General features: G+C 65.5%; 11 protein-coding genes and 1 pseudogene. 8 read left to right on the top strand and 4 right to left on the bottom strand.

From position 1 onward, the window contains the following. Positions 1-126: 126 nt before the first annotated feature. The 5 genes from ABD882_RS15300 to ABD882_RS15280 all read left to right on the top strand — a co-directional run bounded on the left by ABD882_RS15300 (position 127) and on the right by ABD882_RS15280 (position 6,625). Entirely contained in the window at positions 127-1,491 is a 1,365-nt protein-coding gene (locus tag ABD882_RS15300; protein WP_345188241.1) for an MFS transporter, read from the top strand. Then, on the top strand, positions 1,488-2,918 hold the full coding sequence (locus tag ABD882_RS15295) for a sulfatase family protein (protein ID WP_345188240.1): 1,431 nt from the start codon (positions 1,488-1,490) through the stop codon (positions 2,916-2,918). Before ABD882_RS15300 ends, ABD882_RS15295 begins: the two co-directional genes overlap by 4 nt. Beyond that, a complete protein-coding gene (locus ABD882_RS15290) occupies positions 2,918-3,949 on the top strand; it encodes an NAD(P)-dependent alcohol dehydrogenase (protein WP_345188239.1) in 1,032 nt (343 codons plus the stop codon). The genes ABD882_RS15295 and ABD882_RS15290 overlap by 1 nt, the downstream gene beginning before the upstream one ends. Before the next feature lie 13 nt (positions 3,950-3,962). Beyond that, complete coding sequence (locus ABD882_RS15285) at positions 3,963-4,940, top strand: carbohydrate kinase family protein (RefSeq protein ID WP_345188238.1); 978 nt, start codon at positions 3,963-3,965, stop codon at positions 4,938-4,940. An 83-nt stretch (positions 4,941-5,023) separates the two neighbouring features. Further along, on the top strand, positions 5,024-6,625 hold the full coding sequence (locus ABD882_RS15280; protein ID WP_345188237.1) for an APC family permease: 1,602 nt from the start codon (positions 5,024-5,026) through the stop codon (positions 6,623-6,625). A 446-nt stretch (positions 6,626-7,071) separates the two neighbouring features. On the opposite strand, the gene ABD882_RS15275 is transcribed toward ABD882_RS15280, so the two are convergent. Beyond that, positions 7,072-8,067 carry an SDR family NAD(P)-dependent oxidoreductase gene (locus ABD882_RS15275; RefSeq protein ID WP_345188236.1) on the bottom strand — a complete coding sequence of 332 codons (996 nt, stop codon included), beginning with the start codon at positions 8,065-8,067 and terminating at the stop codon, positions 7,072-7,074. 106 nt (positions 8,068-8,173) lie between these two features. Between ABD882_RS15275 and ABD882_RS15270 the strand changes: the two genes are divergently transcribed. From ABD882_RS15270 to ABD882_RS15260, 3 genes are all read left to right on the top strand, one after another. Continuing rightward, positions 8,174-8,746 (top strand): TetR/AcrR family transcriptional regulator, encoded by a 573-nt coding sequence (locus tag ABD882_RS15270; protein ID WP_345188235.1) that lies wholly within the window; start codon positions 8,174-8,176, stop codon positions 8,744-8,746. 181 nt (positions 8,747-8,927) lie between these two features. After that, a complete protein-coding gene (locus ABD882_RS15265; protein ID WP_345188234.1) occupies positions 8,928-9,509 on the top strand; it encodes a hypothetical protein in 582 nt (193 codons plus the stop codon). Positions 9,510-10,060: 551 nt separating this feature from the next. After that, positions 10,061-10,369: a hypothetical protein gene (locus tag ABD882_RS15260; RefSeq protein WP_345188233.1), complete on the top strand. Its 309-nt coding sequence runs from the start codon at positions 10,061-10,063 to the stop codon at positions 10,367-10,369. 37 nt (positions 10,370-10,406) lie between these two features. Here the strand turns inward: ABD882_RS15260 and ABD882_RS15255 are convergent, their stop codons facing one another. From ABD882_RS15255 to ABD882_RS15245, 3 genes and pseudogenes are all read right to left on the bottom strand, one after another. After that, on the bottom strand, positions 10,407-12,140 hold the full coding sequence (locus tag ABD882_RS15255) for a DNA/RNA helicase domain-containing protein (protein ID WP_345188232.1): 1,734 nt from the start codon (positions 12,138-12,140) through the stop codon (positions 10,407-10,409). Positions 12,141-12,211: 71 nt separating this feature from the next. Further along, a pseudogene (locus ABD882_RS15250) lies at positions 12,212-12,529 on the bottom strand (nucleotide pyrophosphohydrolase); the annotation flags it as partial. A 13-nt stretch (positions 12,530-12,542) separates the two neighbouring features. Next, positions 12,543-15,440, bottom strand: a complete 2,898-nt coding sequence (locus ABD882_RS15245) for a DEAD/DEAH box helicase (RefSeq protein ID WP_345188474.1) — start codon at positions 15,438-15,440, stop codon at positions 12,543-12,545. Positions 15,441-15,449: the final 9 nt, after the last annotated feature.

The raw sequence follows: 15,449 nt of genomic DNA, 5'->3' as shown, positions 1-15,449 counted from the left end.
CTCATATGAGCGCTATCATAGCGCTCAGAATTGAATTCTCGTGGAAGCTTGCGTATGGTGGCGATGGCCTCGCTCAAACGTGAGCTTGGCAGCGCTCAAATGTGAGATTCCACTGGAGGACTCCCCATGACCACACCCAGCCGCGGCACTGCCGCCGCGCGCGCTGAGGCTCAGACCGCACGCCGCGCCACGACCGCCGCCTTCGCCGGCGCATTCATAGAGTGGTACGACTTCTACCTCTACGGCACGGCATCGGCACTGATCTTCCCCAAGGTGTTCTTCCCCGAGACCTCGCCCGAGCTGGCGCTGATCCAATCGTTCGCCGCATTTGCCGTCGGATTCCTCACGCGTCCACTCGGGGCGATCCTGTTCGGCCACTTCGGCGACAAGATCGGTCGCAAGCCGATGCTGCTGCTGACGGTGCTGCTGATCGGCATCGGAACCTTCGGTATCGGGCTGATCCCGGGTGCCGGAACGATCGGCGTCTGGGCTGCGGTCCTGCTGATCGCCCTTCGCCTCGTGCAGGGAGTCGGAATCGGCGGCGAGTTCGGTGGCGGATCTCTCGCCGCACTCGAGAATGCGCCGAAGGGCAAGCGCGGGCTGATGGGCAGCTTCCACCAGATGGGCACGCCCGCCGGTCTTCTCGTCTCCACGGGTGTGTTCGCGCTGGTGAAGATGCTACCGGACGCGGCACTGTTCGACTGGGGCTGGCGCATTCCGTTCCTGCTCTCGGGTGTGCTCACGCTCGGTGCCTTCTACATCCGTCGCCACCTGCCCGAGACGAAGTCGTTCGTCGAGGACTCGGAGAGCACCCGCAAGATCCCGTTCTTCTCGCTCATCCGGGAGAACTGGCGCGGTCTGTTGATCGGCATCGGCGCCCGCATGGCCGACGCAGTCACGTACAACGTCATCAACGTCTTCGCGATCTCGTACGCCACCACCTACATGGGTCTCGACGGCAGCTACCTGCTGACCGGCTTCATCATCTCTGCCGGAGTGCAGATCTGCATCCTGCCGTTCATCGGTCACCTGTCCGATCGCATCGGGCGTCGCCCCGTGTACATCTCGGGGATCGTGCTCTGCGCGATCGGCGGCACGTTGTACTTCCCGGCGCTGCAGCTGGGCAGCCCTGTCATCACCTGGCTGATGATCGTGCTCGTGCACGCGATCGGCACGGGCAGCATGTTCGCCATCCAGGGCGCGTTCTTCGCGGAGCTGTTCGGCACCCGCATGCGGTACACCGGCCTGGGTGTCGTCTACCAGGGCTCGGCGCTGCTCGGCGGCGCCCCGACCCCGGCCATCGCGCTCGCGCTGAGCATCGCGTTCGGCAGCTACTGGCCCGCCGTCATCTACCTCGTCACGATCTGCATCATCAGCATCGTGTGCGTGGTGCTGGCCGGTGAGACCAGTCGTGTCGACCTCAACGAGGTGGGCCGTCGCCGTGACGACAGTGAGCCGCACTCCGCAGTCGCTGAGAAGGAAACCGTATGACCCGCCCCAACATCGTTCTGATCATGACCGATCAGCAGCGATTCGACTCGATCGCCGCACTCGGCTACACGCACGCGGTGACGCCGCACCTCGATCGGCTGGTCAACGAGGGCGCTGCCTTCACGCACACCTACGTGGCGAGCCCGTCGTGCGCGCCGAGCCGGGCGAGCCTTTTCACGGGCCTGTATCCGCACAGCTCGGGCGTGCTGCGCAATGACGACCCGTGGAAGCACTCCTGGGTCGAGCTGCTCGCTGAGGCGGGCTACCGCACCACGAGCATCGGCAAGATGCACACCTATCCCTATGAGGCGTCGGTCGGCTTCCACGAACGGCACGTCATCGAGAATAAGGATCGAGCGCACCCGAATCTGCCGTACTTCCTGGACAACTGGGACAAGGCGTTCTGGATCCGCGGTCTGCAGAAGCCCAGCCGGGTGACCTACCGCGACCTCCCCGACTACGGGGAGCGTCTCGGCGCGTTCGAGTGGGAGCTGCCCGAAGACATGCACGCCGACAACTTCGTCGGCGGTCTCGCAGAGCACTGGCTGCGCACCTACCCGAACCGCGATGCTCCGTTCTTCCTGCAGATCGGGTTCCCCGGCCCGCATCCGCCGTACGATCCGACGCCGCGGCACCTCGATCCGTTCCGCGACAAGGAGATGCCCGGGGTCCCTCGCACTCGACAGGACCTTGACAGCCAGCCGGCGCCCCTGAAGGCGCTGCGCAAGCACCACCAGGAGAACGATCACGACGCCATCGTGATGCTCGAGGACCCCACCCTCGAGCAACTGCAGCGTCAGCGCCGGCACTATTTCGCGAATGTCGCGATGATCGACGAGAAGGTCGGCGACCTCATCACCGCGCTCGACGAACGCGGGGTGCTCGACAACACGGTCATCGTGTTCACCTCCGACCACGGTGATGCCCTCGGCGACCACGGCCACTCGCAGAAGTGGAACATGTACGAGGGCTCGGTGCGCGTGCCCGGCATCATCTGGGGCCCGCCGTATGTGCAGGGCGGTCAGGTGCACGACGGGCTCATCTCACTGATGGACCTCGCGCCCACCATCCTCGAGCTGGCCGGGCTCACCGCGCCGGAGTGGATGGAGGCCGAGTCGCTCGTCCCCGCCCTCAAGGGCGAGGCCTGGAGCGGCCGCGAGTACGTGTTCAGCGAGCACGCCCGAGACTTCATCCTCACCGAGACGGCTCTCATGACGATGGCGCGCGATGAGCGCTACAAGCTCGTCGAGTTCATCGACGACGACGACGGACAGCTGTTCGACCTGCAGATGGATCCGAAAGAGGAGTTCAATCTGTGGCGTGCACCTGAGCACCTCGCCACCCGCACGCGGCTGGAGAAGGCGATCGCACGCTGGCGGGCCGAGAGCTCGATGCACACCGCGACATGGGCGAAGGACATACGCTGATGGATTTTCGAGACACCACCCCCGCACGCATGCGCTCCTCCGAGCTGCTCGCGCAGGACTCACTCATCGTGACCGAGCGCGCTGTGCCGACCCCGGCCATGGATGAAGTGCTCGTGCGCGTCGCTTCGGTGGGGGTGTGCGGTTCGGACACGCACTACTTCACGCACGGTCGGATCGGTCCGTTCGTCGTCGAAGCTCCTCTGATGCTCGGGCATGAGGCGTCGGGCGTGATCGTCGCGGTCGGCGCCGGGGTGGATGCTTCCCGCATCGGATCCCGCGTCTCGATCGAGCCGCAGCGGCCGTGTCGCACCTGCGAGCAGTGCAAGAAGGGCGCCTACAACCTGTGCCCCGACATGCAGTTCTTCGCGACGCCGCCGATCGACGGCGCATTCTGCGAGTACGTCACGATCCAGAGCGACTTCGCGCACGACGTGCCCGCAGCCGTGTCGGATGATGCGGCGGCGCTCATGGAACCCTTGTCTGTGGGGGTGTGGGCGTGCCGGAAGGCCGATATCACCGCGGGTTCACGTGTACTCATCGCCGGCGCCGGCCCGATCGGGCTGATCACCGCGCAGGTGGCGCGGGCGTTCGGGGCGACCGAGGTGGTCGTCACGGATGTGTCGGAGCAGCGGCTCGCGTTCGCTTCCGCGCACGGGGCGACGCGCACGCAGCACGCGGGTGAGGCTTTGGCGGATGCGCACTTCGACGCCTTCATCGACGCCTCGGGCGCGGAACCGGCGATTCGCGCAGGCATCCCGGCGGTCAAGCCGGGCGGACGGATCGTGCTCGTGGGCCTCGGCGCCGACGAGCTGATGCTGCCGGTGAACCTGCTGCAGAACCGCGAGCTGTGGTTGACGGGTGTGTTCCGCTACGCGAACACCTGGCCGACCGCGATCGACCTCGTGGCGAGCGGGCGGATCGACCTCGATGTGCTGGTGACGAAGCGTTTCGGTCTCGATGAGGTCGAGCAGGCGCTGCTGGCCGGCCGCGAACCGGGCGCGCTGAAAGCCGTCGTCCAGCCTTGGCGATGACCGGGGCGCGGCGATGACCGGGGCTGGGCTCGCTGTCGTCGGCGAGTCGCTCGTCGACGTGATCATCGATCCGGGCGGCGGGCGCGTGGTGCGTCCGGGCGGTTCGCCGATGAACGTGGCCATCGCCGCAGCCCGATTGGGGATGCGGGCGAGTCTCGCCACCGCGATCGGCGACGACGAGCACGGTGCGCTCGTGCGCGAACACATTCGTCGGGACGGCGTGACCCTCATCGAGTGCGGGCGGCAGGATCGGGCCACGAACGAGGCGATCGCCTCACTCGCCCCGGACGGCAGCGCCTCGTACGCGTTCCGGCTCGGCAACACCGTCACAGACATCGACCGCGCCCTCACGACGGCCGGTGTCGACGTGGATCACATCCACACCGGTTCACTGACGGCGGCGACCGACGCGGAATGGGCGGAAGCGCTGGCCGTTGTGCGCGCCTGGCGTCCGCGCGCCACCGTGAGTTACGACCCCAACTGCCGCCCCGACATCGGTGTCACCAGGACCGAGTACCGCGAGAGAGTCTCGGCATTCGTCGCGGAGGCGAACATCGTCAAGGCGAGCGATGAGGATCTCAGCTGGCTGTTCCCTGGGGAGGATCACGACGCCGTCGCGGCTCGTTGGCTCGCCGCCGGGCCGCAGCTCGTGGTCATCACGAGAGGGGACGCCGGACCCGTCGGCTACGGATCGGGCTTGCGGGTCGCGCGGCCGGCCTCGCGCGTCATCGTGGCCGACACCGTCGGTGCGGGCGACTCGTTCATGGCCGCGATGCTCGCCTGGCACGACGATCACGGACTTCTCGGCGAGAATGCGCGACGGCAGCTCGACGCGGAGGAGCTTGGCGCGATGTTGGACTTCGCCTCGGTTGCCGCAGCGATCACCTGCACCCGCTCCGGAGCCGACTCCCCGAGGCGTGACGAGCTGCGGGAACGCGGAGAGGCAGTGCAGCACGCGCCCGGGTTCGCGCCACATTCAGCAAAAGCATAGGATTGGGGAGGGATGCGTCGTCGCGAAGAGGCAGCGTCGCCATCAGGGCGGCCGTGCGGCAGTGCTCAGGAAGCAGGAATCGCATGACTGTCAAGTACGACCAAGCAGCGCCGGATCCGGCGACGCGGACGCTCGACTCGGTCACCGGGATCAGCAAGAAGGGCCTCCCGACCGGCACCGTGGGCGTGCTCGGCGCGCTGGTGATCGGCATCTCGACCTGCGCGCCGGCGTACACCCTGACCGCCGCGGTCGGCCCGGCGGCGAGCGAAGTCGGCTACCAGACCCCCGCGATCTTCCTCATGGGCTTCATCCCCATGCTGCTCGTGGCGCTCGGGTACCGCGCGCTCAACGCGGCGATGCCCGACTCGGGCACCTCGTTCACGTGGGCGACCCGCGCCTTCGGACCCTGGATCGGGTGGATGGCCGGCTGGGGTCTCATCGCCGCCACCGTGCTCGTGCTCTCGAACCTCGCCGGCATCGCCGTGGAGTTCCTGTTCCAGTCGATCAGCATCGTCGTCGGCGACCCCGCGATCGCGGATCTCGCGGCGAACAAGTTCATCAACATCGCGGTCTGCCTGGCGTTCATGGCGCTGGCGACATACATCTCCTATCGCGGCATGACCTCGACGAAGATCTTCCAGTACATCACCGTCGTGTTCCAGATGGCCGTGATGGTCTGGTTCGTCGTCGCGCTGTTCGTCGGCGCGAACGATCCGGCCAACAAGGCGGCCAAGCTGCCCGAGCTGAGCTGGTTCAACCCGTTCGAGGTCTCCAGCTTCAGCGCTTTCGCTGCGGGTATCGCGGTGTCGATCTTCGTCTACTGGGGCTGGGACACGGTGCTCACGATGGGCGAGGAGACCAAGCCGTCGAAGGGGCGTCTCTCGACCGAAAGCAAGGCCGCGATGATCCTCGTCGCAATCCTCGTCGTCCTCTACGTCGGCACCGCGACCGCCACCGTCGCCTACGCCGGCCTCGGCGACGGCCCGACGGGACTCGGCAACCCCGCGATCATCGAGAACGTGTTCGCGGCGCTCGCGCACCCGGTCATGGGCCCGCTCGCGATCCTGCTCTCGCTCGCGATCCTGGTCAGCGCCATGGCGTCGATCAACTCGACGGCGATCTCTCCGGCGCGTACGCTGCTCGCGATGTCGCACTACGGCGCGCTGCCCGCGTCGCTCAAGAAGGTGCACCCGAAGTACAAGTCGCCGCACGTCGCGCTGTTGCTCTCGTCGATCGTGGCCTCGGTGTTCTACGCCGTCATGCGCTTCATCAGCGAGGACGTGCTGTGGGACACGATCACCGCGCTCGGCATGATGGTCTGCTTCTACTACGGCGTCACCGCGCTCGCCAGCCCCTGGTACTTCCGCAAGTCCGCGATCCGCGAGGGTTTCCGGTCGATCGTGATGAAGATCGTGCTGCCCGGCATCGGCGGGATCCTGCTGCTGATCGTGTTCGTGAAGACGACGATCGACGCGATGGATCCGGCCGCCGGATCCGGCAGCAACATCGCCGGAGTGGGCCTGGTCGGCGTGATCGGCGTGGCGGTGCTGGGCATCGGCGTGATCCTCATGTTCGTCCAGGCGAAGGTCGCGCCCGACTTCTTCCGCGGTCGGCTGCTCGCCCGCGCCGACGCCACGCAGGACACGTCGGCGCTGCCGGTCTTCGACGACGGCCTGGGGAGCTGAGGGCGGGCCGGCTGAGGCCGAGGCGGTCGCGGGTCAAGTCCCGCCCGGCTGGAGATGCTTTTCGCGCCTCGCGCGGTCATTTCGGCGACGTTTTCCATCCCCCGGGCCCCACGTCGGTACCCGGGAGATGCTTTTCGTCGCCCTGGTGGGCCGGGGAGGAACGAAAAGCATCTCCGAGACGCGCGACTCGGGACCGCGATCGCTGCGATCGCCTCGCGCGCCGACGCGACGGTGGCCACGCGCAACGTGCGTGATCTCGCCGGGGTCGGCGTGCGGGTCATCGATCCGTGGAGCACGACAGCTCCGCCCGATTCCTGACCGCCGATGAGCGCCGTGAACCGTCTGCACGATGCCGCGACGCCTGTGGGACGGATCCGGGGGTCGCGTCCTACAGGCGTCGCAAGGTCGTGCGGGTGTTGCAGCGCACGGCCGCCCGACCGGCCCGACTACTGCACCGACCACCCGCCGTCGCTCGCGAGGATGGCGCCGTTGATGTTCACGGCGTCGTCCGACAGCAGGAACGTGATCGAGGCGGCGAGGTGCTCGGCGGTCGCGACGGTCGGGATCGCCTGCTGGAACGGGGCGAGGCGGGCGGATCCGGCCTCCGACATGTGCGGAGGCATCGGGATCCCGGTCGCGACACCGCCGGGAGCGACCGAGTTCACGCGGATCCCCTTCGGTCCGTACATGAACGCGGCCGACTTGGTGACGCCGACGATGCCGTGCTTGCTGGCCGTGTAGGCGTTGCCGGACGCGTTGCCGCGCAGTCCGGCCTCGCTCGAGACGTTCAGGATCGCTCCGCGTCCGGCCGCCTCCATGGCGGGCAGCACCGCGCGCATGAGCTTGAACGGCGCGGTGAGGTTGATGGCGATGACGCGGTCCCAGACGGCATCGGGCGTCTCGCCGGCGGGGGAGAAGTCGTCGTTGATGCCCGCGACGTTCGCGAGGCCGTCGATCCGGTCGCCGGCGGCGGCGATCACGCGGTCGATCGCGTCCTGCTGGGTGAGGTCGCCCGCGACGGTGACGATGCCCGGGAGCTCCGCGGCCAGCGCGTCGAGCTTCTCGGCGGCGATGTCGCATGCGATGACGCGGCCGCCCTCGCGCGCGATGCGGGAGGCCGTGGCCCTGCCGATGCCCGAGGCGGCGCCCGTGACGATCACGGTCTTGCCGGCGAAGCGCCCAGGGGTCACCTGCTCGGTCCAGCCGTGCTCCGCGGTGTCTTCGGGGATCTCGCCGCCGTTCGCCGCACGCACGAGGTCGTCGACGACGGACTGCGGCATCGCGCCCTGGCTCATCACGACGAGCTGCTGCAACGGCAGTCCGAGCACGGGGGTGAGCGACTCGGCGTTCGCCCCGGACTGCGCGAGCAGCCCGCGGATCAGCTCACCGCCGGTCGGATCGGCCAGCCACTCGCCGATGGTGGAGTTCGCGGTCAGGGCCATGGGGTCTCCTTCGTTCGAGGGGCGCGCTCTTGTTCGAGGGGTGCGAGCGAGTTTCGCAACGGCGCGTCCAGTTATTGCCGAGCGTACACCTCGATACGCTCGGAGGGTGCCCCGTCCTCGCAGTGAGAGTGCGCGCCAGTCCGTCCTGGCGGCGATGCGTGGCGCGCTCTCCGCGGACGGCTACGACGCGGTGACGATCGAGGGGCTCGCCGCGGAGGCCGGCGTCTCGAAGCAGACGATCTATCGGTGGTGGCCGTCGAAGGCCGCGATCCTCGGCGAGGCGCTGCTGGAGGGCGAGCTCCCGGGTGGGGATGTGGCGCTGTCCTTCTCTTCTGACGTGGAGGCGGATCTGCGGGGCTGGCTTGCCACCGCAGGTGCGAATCTGGCTCGCCCGGAGAATGTGGCTCTGGTGCGGGCCCTGATCGCGGTGACCGCGACGGATCCGGCGCTGGGCACGGCGCTGAACCACCGGTTCGCGGATCCGATCGTGTCGTGGATCGTCGCGCGGATCGCGCGCGCCCAGGAGGACGGCGCGGTGCGCGCGGACGCGGATCCGGTGGTCGTGGCCGATCAGTTCGTCGCCATGACCTCTTACGCCGCCCTGACCGGCCGCCCCCTCACGCCGGATCGCGTGGACGCCCTCGTGCACCACCTGATGCAAGGCATCGCCACCCGTTGACCCCTATCGGGGTCGTTGAGCGAGCCCGCATGGGGGTCGCCGGGTAGCGCTCTTGGGGTCGTTGAGCGAGCACCGAGCGCAGCGAGGAGCGAGACGAAACGCCGCGTCCCCGCGCCCAACACGTCCCCCGCCCTGTGGATAACTCCAACCCCGGCCCGGCAGATCCGGTTACGGTGTGTGAGTGATTCCTCGGCACAGTCCTCTCGACGTTTCCTCCGGCCGCACCGGCCGCGGGCGACGTTCCGCTGGGCCGATTCGCGCCGCCATCGCCACCGCCCTCATCGCTGCCACGATCGGACTCGCCGGCTGCACCCCCGGCCCGGCCCCTAAGCCGACTCCGACCCCGCTGTTCACGAGCGAAGCTGACGCCTTCAAGGCTGCGGAGCGGGTGTATCGGGACTATGTGGATGCGGCCAACGCGCAGCAGAACGGAAACGCTAGTTCAAGACCGCAACAGTATCTTGCAGGGGCTGCTCTGGACGACGACCTAAAGTCCATCCGTGACTTCGAGAAGTCGGGACTGCAGATCAAGGGAACTTCCACGATCAAGTACTTCCAGGCACAGACCTATGATGCCAGGTCAGATGGAGTGGAGAGTCTCGCCTGCCTCGACGTTTCTCAGAGCCGAGTTGTGAACTCTGCTGGCGCAGACGTGACGCCAACGAATCGTCCGGCGCTGGTCGGCCTCTCGGTGCGAATGTCACCGGACAAGAGCGGCCTCAAGATCGTTTCGCTCGCCCCGAGCGACCAGTCGTGCCAATGACTATCACTAGGGCGCGGATGCCTTTTGCGGTGACGGCGCTGTTGCTATTGGCATGGACCTTTCTCCCATCGAGCAGCGCTGGCGCGGCTACATATCAAGTAGCAGCCTGCTCGTGGCGTGAATCTCAGGCTGGACTTTGTAGCGCTGGTGACGGCGGTGTAACTATCGGTGACACCAAGACCGACGGTGACAGCGGTTCTGGCGGCGAAGACGGCAGCACCGGTTCCGGAGGCACCGGCGACTCAGGCGGCGGTGGCACCACAGAACCATCTCCCTGGGATATCTGCGCCGCAACGCCGGGGCCACCCAGCGCCTTCTGCCGCTCACTCCCACCCATCGGTGTACCGATCGGGCAGCCCTCCCCGACCACCCCGGGCTGGAGCGCCACGATCTCCGACCTCGTCCGCTTCGTCCCGGCCCAGGCGACGCTCTCCGCCGAGCCGCAGAACGTCGCCGTCGTCGGCCTCCCCGCAAACTTCGTCAGCACCGCGAAGACCGAGACAATCCCCGGCACGATCCTGGGTCGCGCCCTCACGATCCGGTTCACGCCGGTGAGCCACCACTTCGACTACGGCGACGGGATCCAGCTCGACAGCGCCACCCCCGGCGCGGCGTGGGACGCGACCGGCCAGGCCCAGTTCACGCCCACCGACACGAGTCACGTCTACAAGGAGCCCGGCACCTACACGGCTTCCGTCATCACGACCTACACGGCCGAGATCGACCTCGGCACCGGCTGGATCCCCGTGAGCGGAACACTGACCGGCCCGTCGGCGACCCAGCAGATCCGGGTCGTGAAGGCGCGCACCGCCCTCGTCCAGAACACCTGCACCGAGCGTCCCTCGGCACCCGGCTGCTGACGACGACCTGCGAGCGCCGCGAACCCGCCGGTGAATCTCAGCCGAACGCCCGCCGCAACCGCTCGCGCAGCGCCGGATCGCAGACGTACACGTAGGTCCCGAGCATCCCTCGGGTCAGCAGCACGCCGTAGATGTTGCGGATGAACGTCAACAGCTCGTCGTCGCTGAACACGTTCTTGAGGTGGCCGGTGTTCTCCTTGCCCTTCTTGTCGCGATACGCGTCGCGGTCGGCGACGATCCTCCCGGTTGCGGGATCCAGCTGCACGTCGAGGCCGATGATGACGCCGGCGTAGTTGAGGTCGTATCCCTGCACCGTGTGGATCGAGCCGACCTCGTCGAGCGCTCCGGGGGAGTTGATCCAGTCCTTCTCGGCCTTGTTCCAGCGCATCCGCTCCCCGTCGAGCTCGATGTCGAACGCCGCGGGATCCTTCTTCGAGACCCAGTCCCAGGCATACCCGGCGACGAGGCGCGACAGCCCGAAGCGGCGGTCGGCGTCTCGGATCGCGGTGCGCATCTCGCCGACGTCGTCGAAGAAGCGCAGATCGTAGTCTCCGAAGTCGGGTCGCACAGGGTCCTCCCCGCGCAGTGCCGAGCGCACGAATCCGATGTAGTCGGATCCGGCCTTCACGCGCAGTTGCGTCATGAGGTGGAAGTGATGGTGCCGTTCTTTCGCCCGGCGCACGACGTGCTGCAGCGTAGCGGGCGCGAGGTCGTGCGGGCGCACGCTCTGCTGCTCATCGATGAGCAGGAGCTGGTGGCGGCTGCGATGCCGGATCCAGTCGAGCTGGGTGAAGGTCGCATCGTCGCGACCGAAGAGCTTCTCGTTGATCTCGCGGAACTTCTTGTTATGCACACCGGACGCCTGGTTCGCGCGCTGCCCGAGCCGATGCGCTTCGTCGACGAACACGAGGTCGTACTCGTCGGGCGACTCGGCAAGCTGGAACGGCGTGAGCACCTGCTTCGGATCCAGCCGCGGAGTCTTGCGGAACACTCGCTTCACCGATTCACGCAGAGACTGCTGCGGGATGACGAGCGCGGTGCGCAGACGCGAGAGATCGTCGCGGTTCTCCTCGAGGAAGTAGTCGGCGAAGATCGAGCCGAACTCGAGGTCGTCATCCGGCGCGTGGGCCGCGATATCCGCGAGGAGCTTCATGAGGAAGATCGCGACGATGGTCTTGCCCGTGCCCGGGCCGCCCTGCACGACGAGCGTCGACTCGCTGCCGGGCGTGCGGAGATCCTCGAGAAGCGCCTTGAGGATCCCGTCGACCGCGATGTTCTGATCGTGCGCCTTGAACGGCGACAGCTTGAACATGTCGCTGTTCTCGATGTCGGCGATGCTGCGCGTGAACAGTCCTTCGCCGCGCAGCTGTTCGAACACCTCGCGGAACGATTGCCGATACGACTCGCGGTCGAAGTACTGCGCGTCGGCGGTGAGCCCGGCGTTGCTGTTGAGCACCTGGTACTGCGCCTCGCCGGAGAACCAGCGGATCAGGTGCGATTCCAGGTCGAGGCAGGCCGACTTGTTGAAGCGCTCGTCGATGACGACGCGGATGCTGTCGAGCCGCGCCTCCTGCTTCGGGCCGGAGAGGTGCTGGATCATCCGCTTCTGCGTGTTCACGGTCTCGCCGACGTACAGTCCCGGATTCGCGCGCCGGCGGGCGCCATCGATCACGTAGACGACGGGCCAGTTGGTGAGGTGCGGATTCGCGACGGCGTGCGCATCGACCGCAGCACGACGGAACGGGACGTGCTCGATGCGGAAGGTGGTCATGACGGATCCGGGTGGTCGGATCCGGTGTCGGGTTTGCGCCCGGCGGCCCCTGCCGTCTCGCGCTCGGCCGCGAGCTGGGTGTACTTCACCATGCGTCCCTTCGCCTGATCGGCGGGGTACTTGGCGCGGGTCGATTCGAGCTTGCGCAGCACGATCTCATCGAGATCGACCCCGATCCGGTTCGCCAGGTGGATGCAGTATGTGACGACATCAGCCAGCTCCTCCTCGACGCGCGTCTGGTCGAAGTCAGGCCCCCACTGGAAGCATTCGAGCAGCTCGCCGGCCTCGATGGAGATGCTCTTCGCGAGGTTCTCCGGGCTGTGGAACTGGTCCCACTCGCGCTCCTCGACGAAGGCCCGGAGTACGGCGAGAGTCGTGGGGGACGGCATGGGGGTGAGGGTATCAGGCGCGATCGTGCCGAGATTCGGTTGCTGGAACAACGGGTGAAGCGCCAACAAAGTAGTCGTAGAGGCTCGCCTCAAGTCGTGACGGGAGATTCAGTGACATCGTGACCACGTTGGTCACCCCATTTGGCATTACTGATTGCTTAGGCTTTGAGGAACTCACTTCGCCCAGGTAGTAGTGATCCGTGCCCTCGCCATCCTCCTTCTTCACGAAGAGGTGCATTGATACGCGGTTACCCAAAATGGGTTCGAGCTCGGGTGACGCGAGTGTTCGCTGTGGGCGCGAGAACCAGTGCATGGTGGATTCATTGATGAACTCATCGCCGTAGTCGGTAGTCTCAGAGACGTCGCCACGCTTGTCGTACGTGACAAAGATCGGGCACGTTCCCGTTGTGGTATCAACCTTGTACCCGTAGACGGTACTGCCGTCGTTGTTCTGCCAATTGAGCAGGCGGCACGCATCCTTGCGCGAGTAGGTAGCGCCGACGCGCAACGAGCTCGACCAGTTGTGTCTGTGGCGTGCCAGGAAGATTCCCGTGTCGATCAGGTCGTGAACATGACGCGAGAAATCTTGGTCTTCAAGGAGGCTCCGGAACTCGGGTGCAAGTTGGAGCCCATCATCCTGTCTCTCTACTACGGGGGAACCGTATTGCTCGCGCTGCGGCATGGTAAAGAAGTCGTTTGTGAGCACGCGGTGAACTGACGTCAGTGTGGCGTCGTCAGATGTGCAGCCCGACTCTTCGAAGAGTTGGCGGCACGCGGAGGCTGAAAGTCCCCCTGCCCGGTTCATCAGCGCCTCCAGGACAAGAAGTTCGTGAGGCCGTTTGCCATTGAGTAGTTCGCGAGATAGAAACTTCAGAGGCCCGGTCTGTGATTCGGATGGCCAGCGCGTCTCCTGCCGGACAGTGCAGAGTAGATGCCAGTAGCTCTCTCGAGTCGTGGCAAGGACCACGGGATCAGCGGTATCGAATCTTGCGAAATCGAGCAGGGCAGGGGCGTGTCCCAACCGATTTGTCAATTCGGCGATGGTCTTCTTCATATTTTGGATACTGTCGAGCTTCGTCGTCGCGAGGGACGCAAAGATCCGCTCTTTCGAGATCTGATCGAAGTTCACACTCGACAGTCCGGAGATCGACCCCGCCTCTTGCGCGTCGATGATGCTGCGACGGATTGAGTCCTTGTTCAGTGACGTGTTCCCGAAGAGCGCGACGGGGATCAGATAGTTGTTGGTGTAGTTGCCGATGAAGTCAATGACGATCAGGTGATCTTTGCCCGCGGCCTTGCGTAGACCGCGGCCGAGTTGCTGCGTGAAGACGATGCTCGACTGTGTCTGGCGTAACATCACCACCTGATTTACAGACGGGATGTCTATGCCCTCGTTGAAGACATCGACGGTCAGGATGTAGTCGAGACAGCCTGCTTCAAGTTCGGCGACGACGCCCTCACGCTCTTCGATGGTGTTCTCACCGGTCAGCACCTTCGTCCGAAGCCGCTTGCCATGAACTTCGCGAGCATTGAGCAACCGGGAGAGCTCTCGCGCCTCGTCCCTGCGGCTGCAGAACATCAGCCCCCGGACGGAGGCTCCCGCGTGGCCGTAAGTCATCAGAGCGCGAACCACGTGGTCCGCACGTTCGGGAGCTACGAGCAGACTCAGCCGGGCAGCGTCGTCCACGACCTCGCCGTCAAGCTCAAAGTCCGTCACGCCGAAGTAGTGGAACGGCGCCAACATGTCTTCTTCGAGAGCGCGCTGAAGCCGGATCTCATACGGAACGTTGAAGTCGAAGAGTTCGAAGACATTGAAGTCGTCCGTGCGTTCCGGAGTGGCAGTAACGCCGAGAAGAAACTTCGGCTTCAGGTGGTTGATGAGTCGCCGATAAGACGGTGCTCCGGCGCGGTGCACTTCGTCGATGAGAACGTAGTCGAACTGTCCCGGCGGGATGGCAGCCAGGGTTTCCGGCCTAGAAATCGTATTGATCATCCCGAAGAGGTAACGGCGATCCAGCTCGCGGCGGATACCAACGAACTTCCCGAAGTCTGAATCGGGGGCGCCGAGCACTCGTTGGAACTCCTCGATCGCGCGATCGAGGATCTGATCCCGGTGCACAACGAAGAGCATGCGTTCAGGATTGAACGATTTCACATCGAGCGCGGAAAGGATCGTCTTGCCGGTGCCCGTCGCCGATACGACGACAGCCCGAGTTTCACCGGAGTCGCGGACCTTTCGGATCTCCTCGAGAGCTTCCATCTGCATTGAATTCGGAACGATCTGGGCGGTTGCGTCGCCGCCCGGGAGCATGATGGTCCCGCGGGGCGGTGGCGTGTATGTGCGCTCGTACTCATCGATCCACTCCGTCGTAAGTGGTTTCGCATTGTGAAGCTGATCGCCGATCGCTTGGTCTAGCTGCGCGACGATGTCGCCGTCGGGCAACGCTGAAAAGCGTAGGTTCCACTCCTGATTCTTGATCAGGGCCGATGCGGTGAGGTTCGAGCTGCCAACGATCGCGGTCGTGCTTCCATCGTCGTGCGAGAAAACGTAACCCTTGGCATGGAAACCGCCCTGCGTTTGATCCACGACGAACACTTCAGTGTTCGGCATGTTGAGTAGTTCGCGAAACGACGCAGGGGAGTTGAAGCCGAGGTAGGTCGATGTGATAAGACGACCCTGCCCACTAAAATCAAGCAATGACTGCTTGAGCAGCGACAAGGCGCTTGCCTCCACGAAAGCTACCGAGAAGGTGAAGGACTTAGCCCGCCGCAACTCTGCGGTGATGGCTTTGACCATGGTGTTTCCACCGCTATTCGAGACGAGGAGCGGGTGGAACTGTTGATCCGATGAGACAGTTCGATCAAGGAATCCAAAAGCGTTGTCGAGCTCGATCTTGGAACCGGACTGCATCACAGTCGG

It is taken from the genome of Microbacterium panaciterrae (assembly GCF_039541635.1).
GTDB classification, from domain to species: Bacteria; Actinomycetota; Actinomycetes; order Actinomycetales; family Microbacteriaceae; genus Microbacterium; species Microbacterium panaciterrae.
The sequence above is the reverse complement of the archived record's forward strand: the minus strand, read 5'-3'. Positions and strand labels throughout refer to the sequence as shown.

Coding starts and splice junctions, on each gene's coding strand:
- ABD882_RS15290 (WP_345188239.1), top strand. CDS start 2,918: ATGGATTTTCGAGACACCACCCCCGCACGCATGCGCTCCTCCGAGCTG.
- ABD882_RS15295 (WP_345188240.1), top strand. CDS start 1,488: ATGACCCGCCCCAACATCGTTCTGATCATGACCGATCAGCAGCGATTC.
- ABD882_RS15280 (WP_345188237.1), top strand. CDS start 5,024: ATGACTGTCAAGTACGACCAAGCAGCGCCGGATCCGGCGACGCGGACG.
- ABD882_RS15275 (WP_345188236.1), bottom strand. CDS start 8,067: ATGGCCCTGACCGCGAACTCCACCATCGGCGAGTGGCTGGCCGATCCG.
- ABD882_RS15285 (WP_345188238.1), top strand. CDS start 3,963: ATGACCGGGGCTGGGCTCGCTGTCGTCGGCGAGTCGCTCGTCGACGTG.
- ABD882_RS15245 (WP_345188474.1), bottom strand. CDS start 15,440: ATGCAGTCCGGTTCCAAGATCGAGCTCGACAACGCTTTTGGATTCCTT.
- ABD882_RS15300 (WP_345188241.1), top strand. CDS start 127: ATGACCACACCCAGCCGCGGCACTGCCGCCGCGCGCGCTGAGGCTCAG.
- ABD882_RS15255 (WP_345188232.1), bottom strand. CDS start 12,140: ATGACCACCTTCCGCATCGAGCACGTCCCGTTCCGTCGTGCTGCGGTC.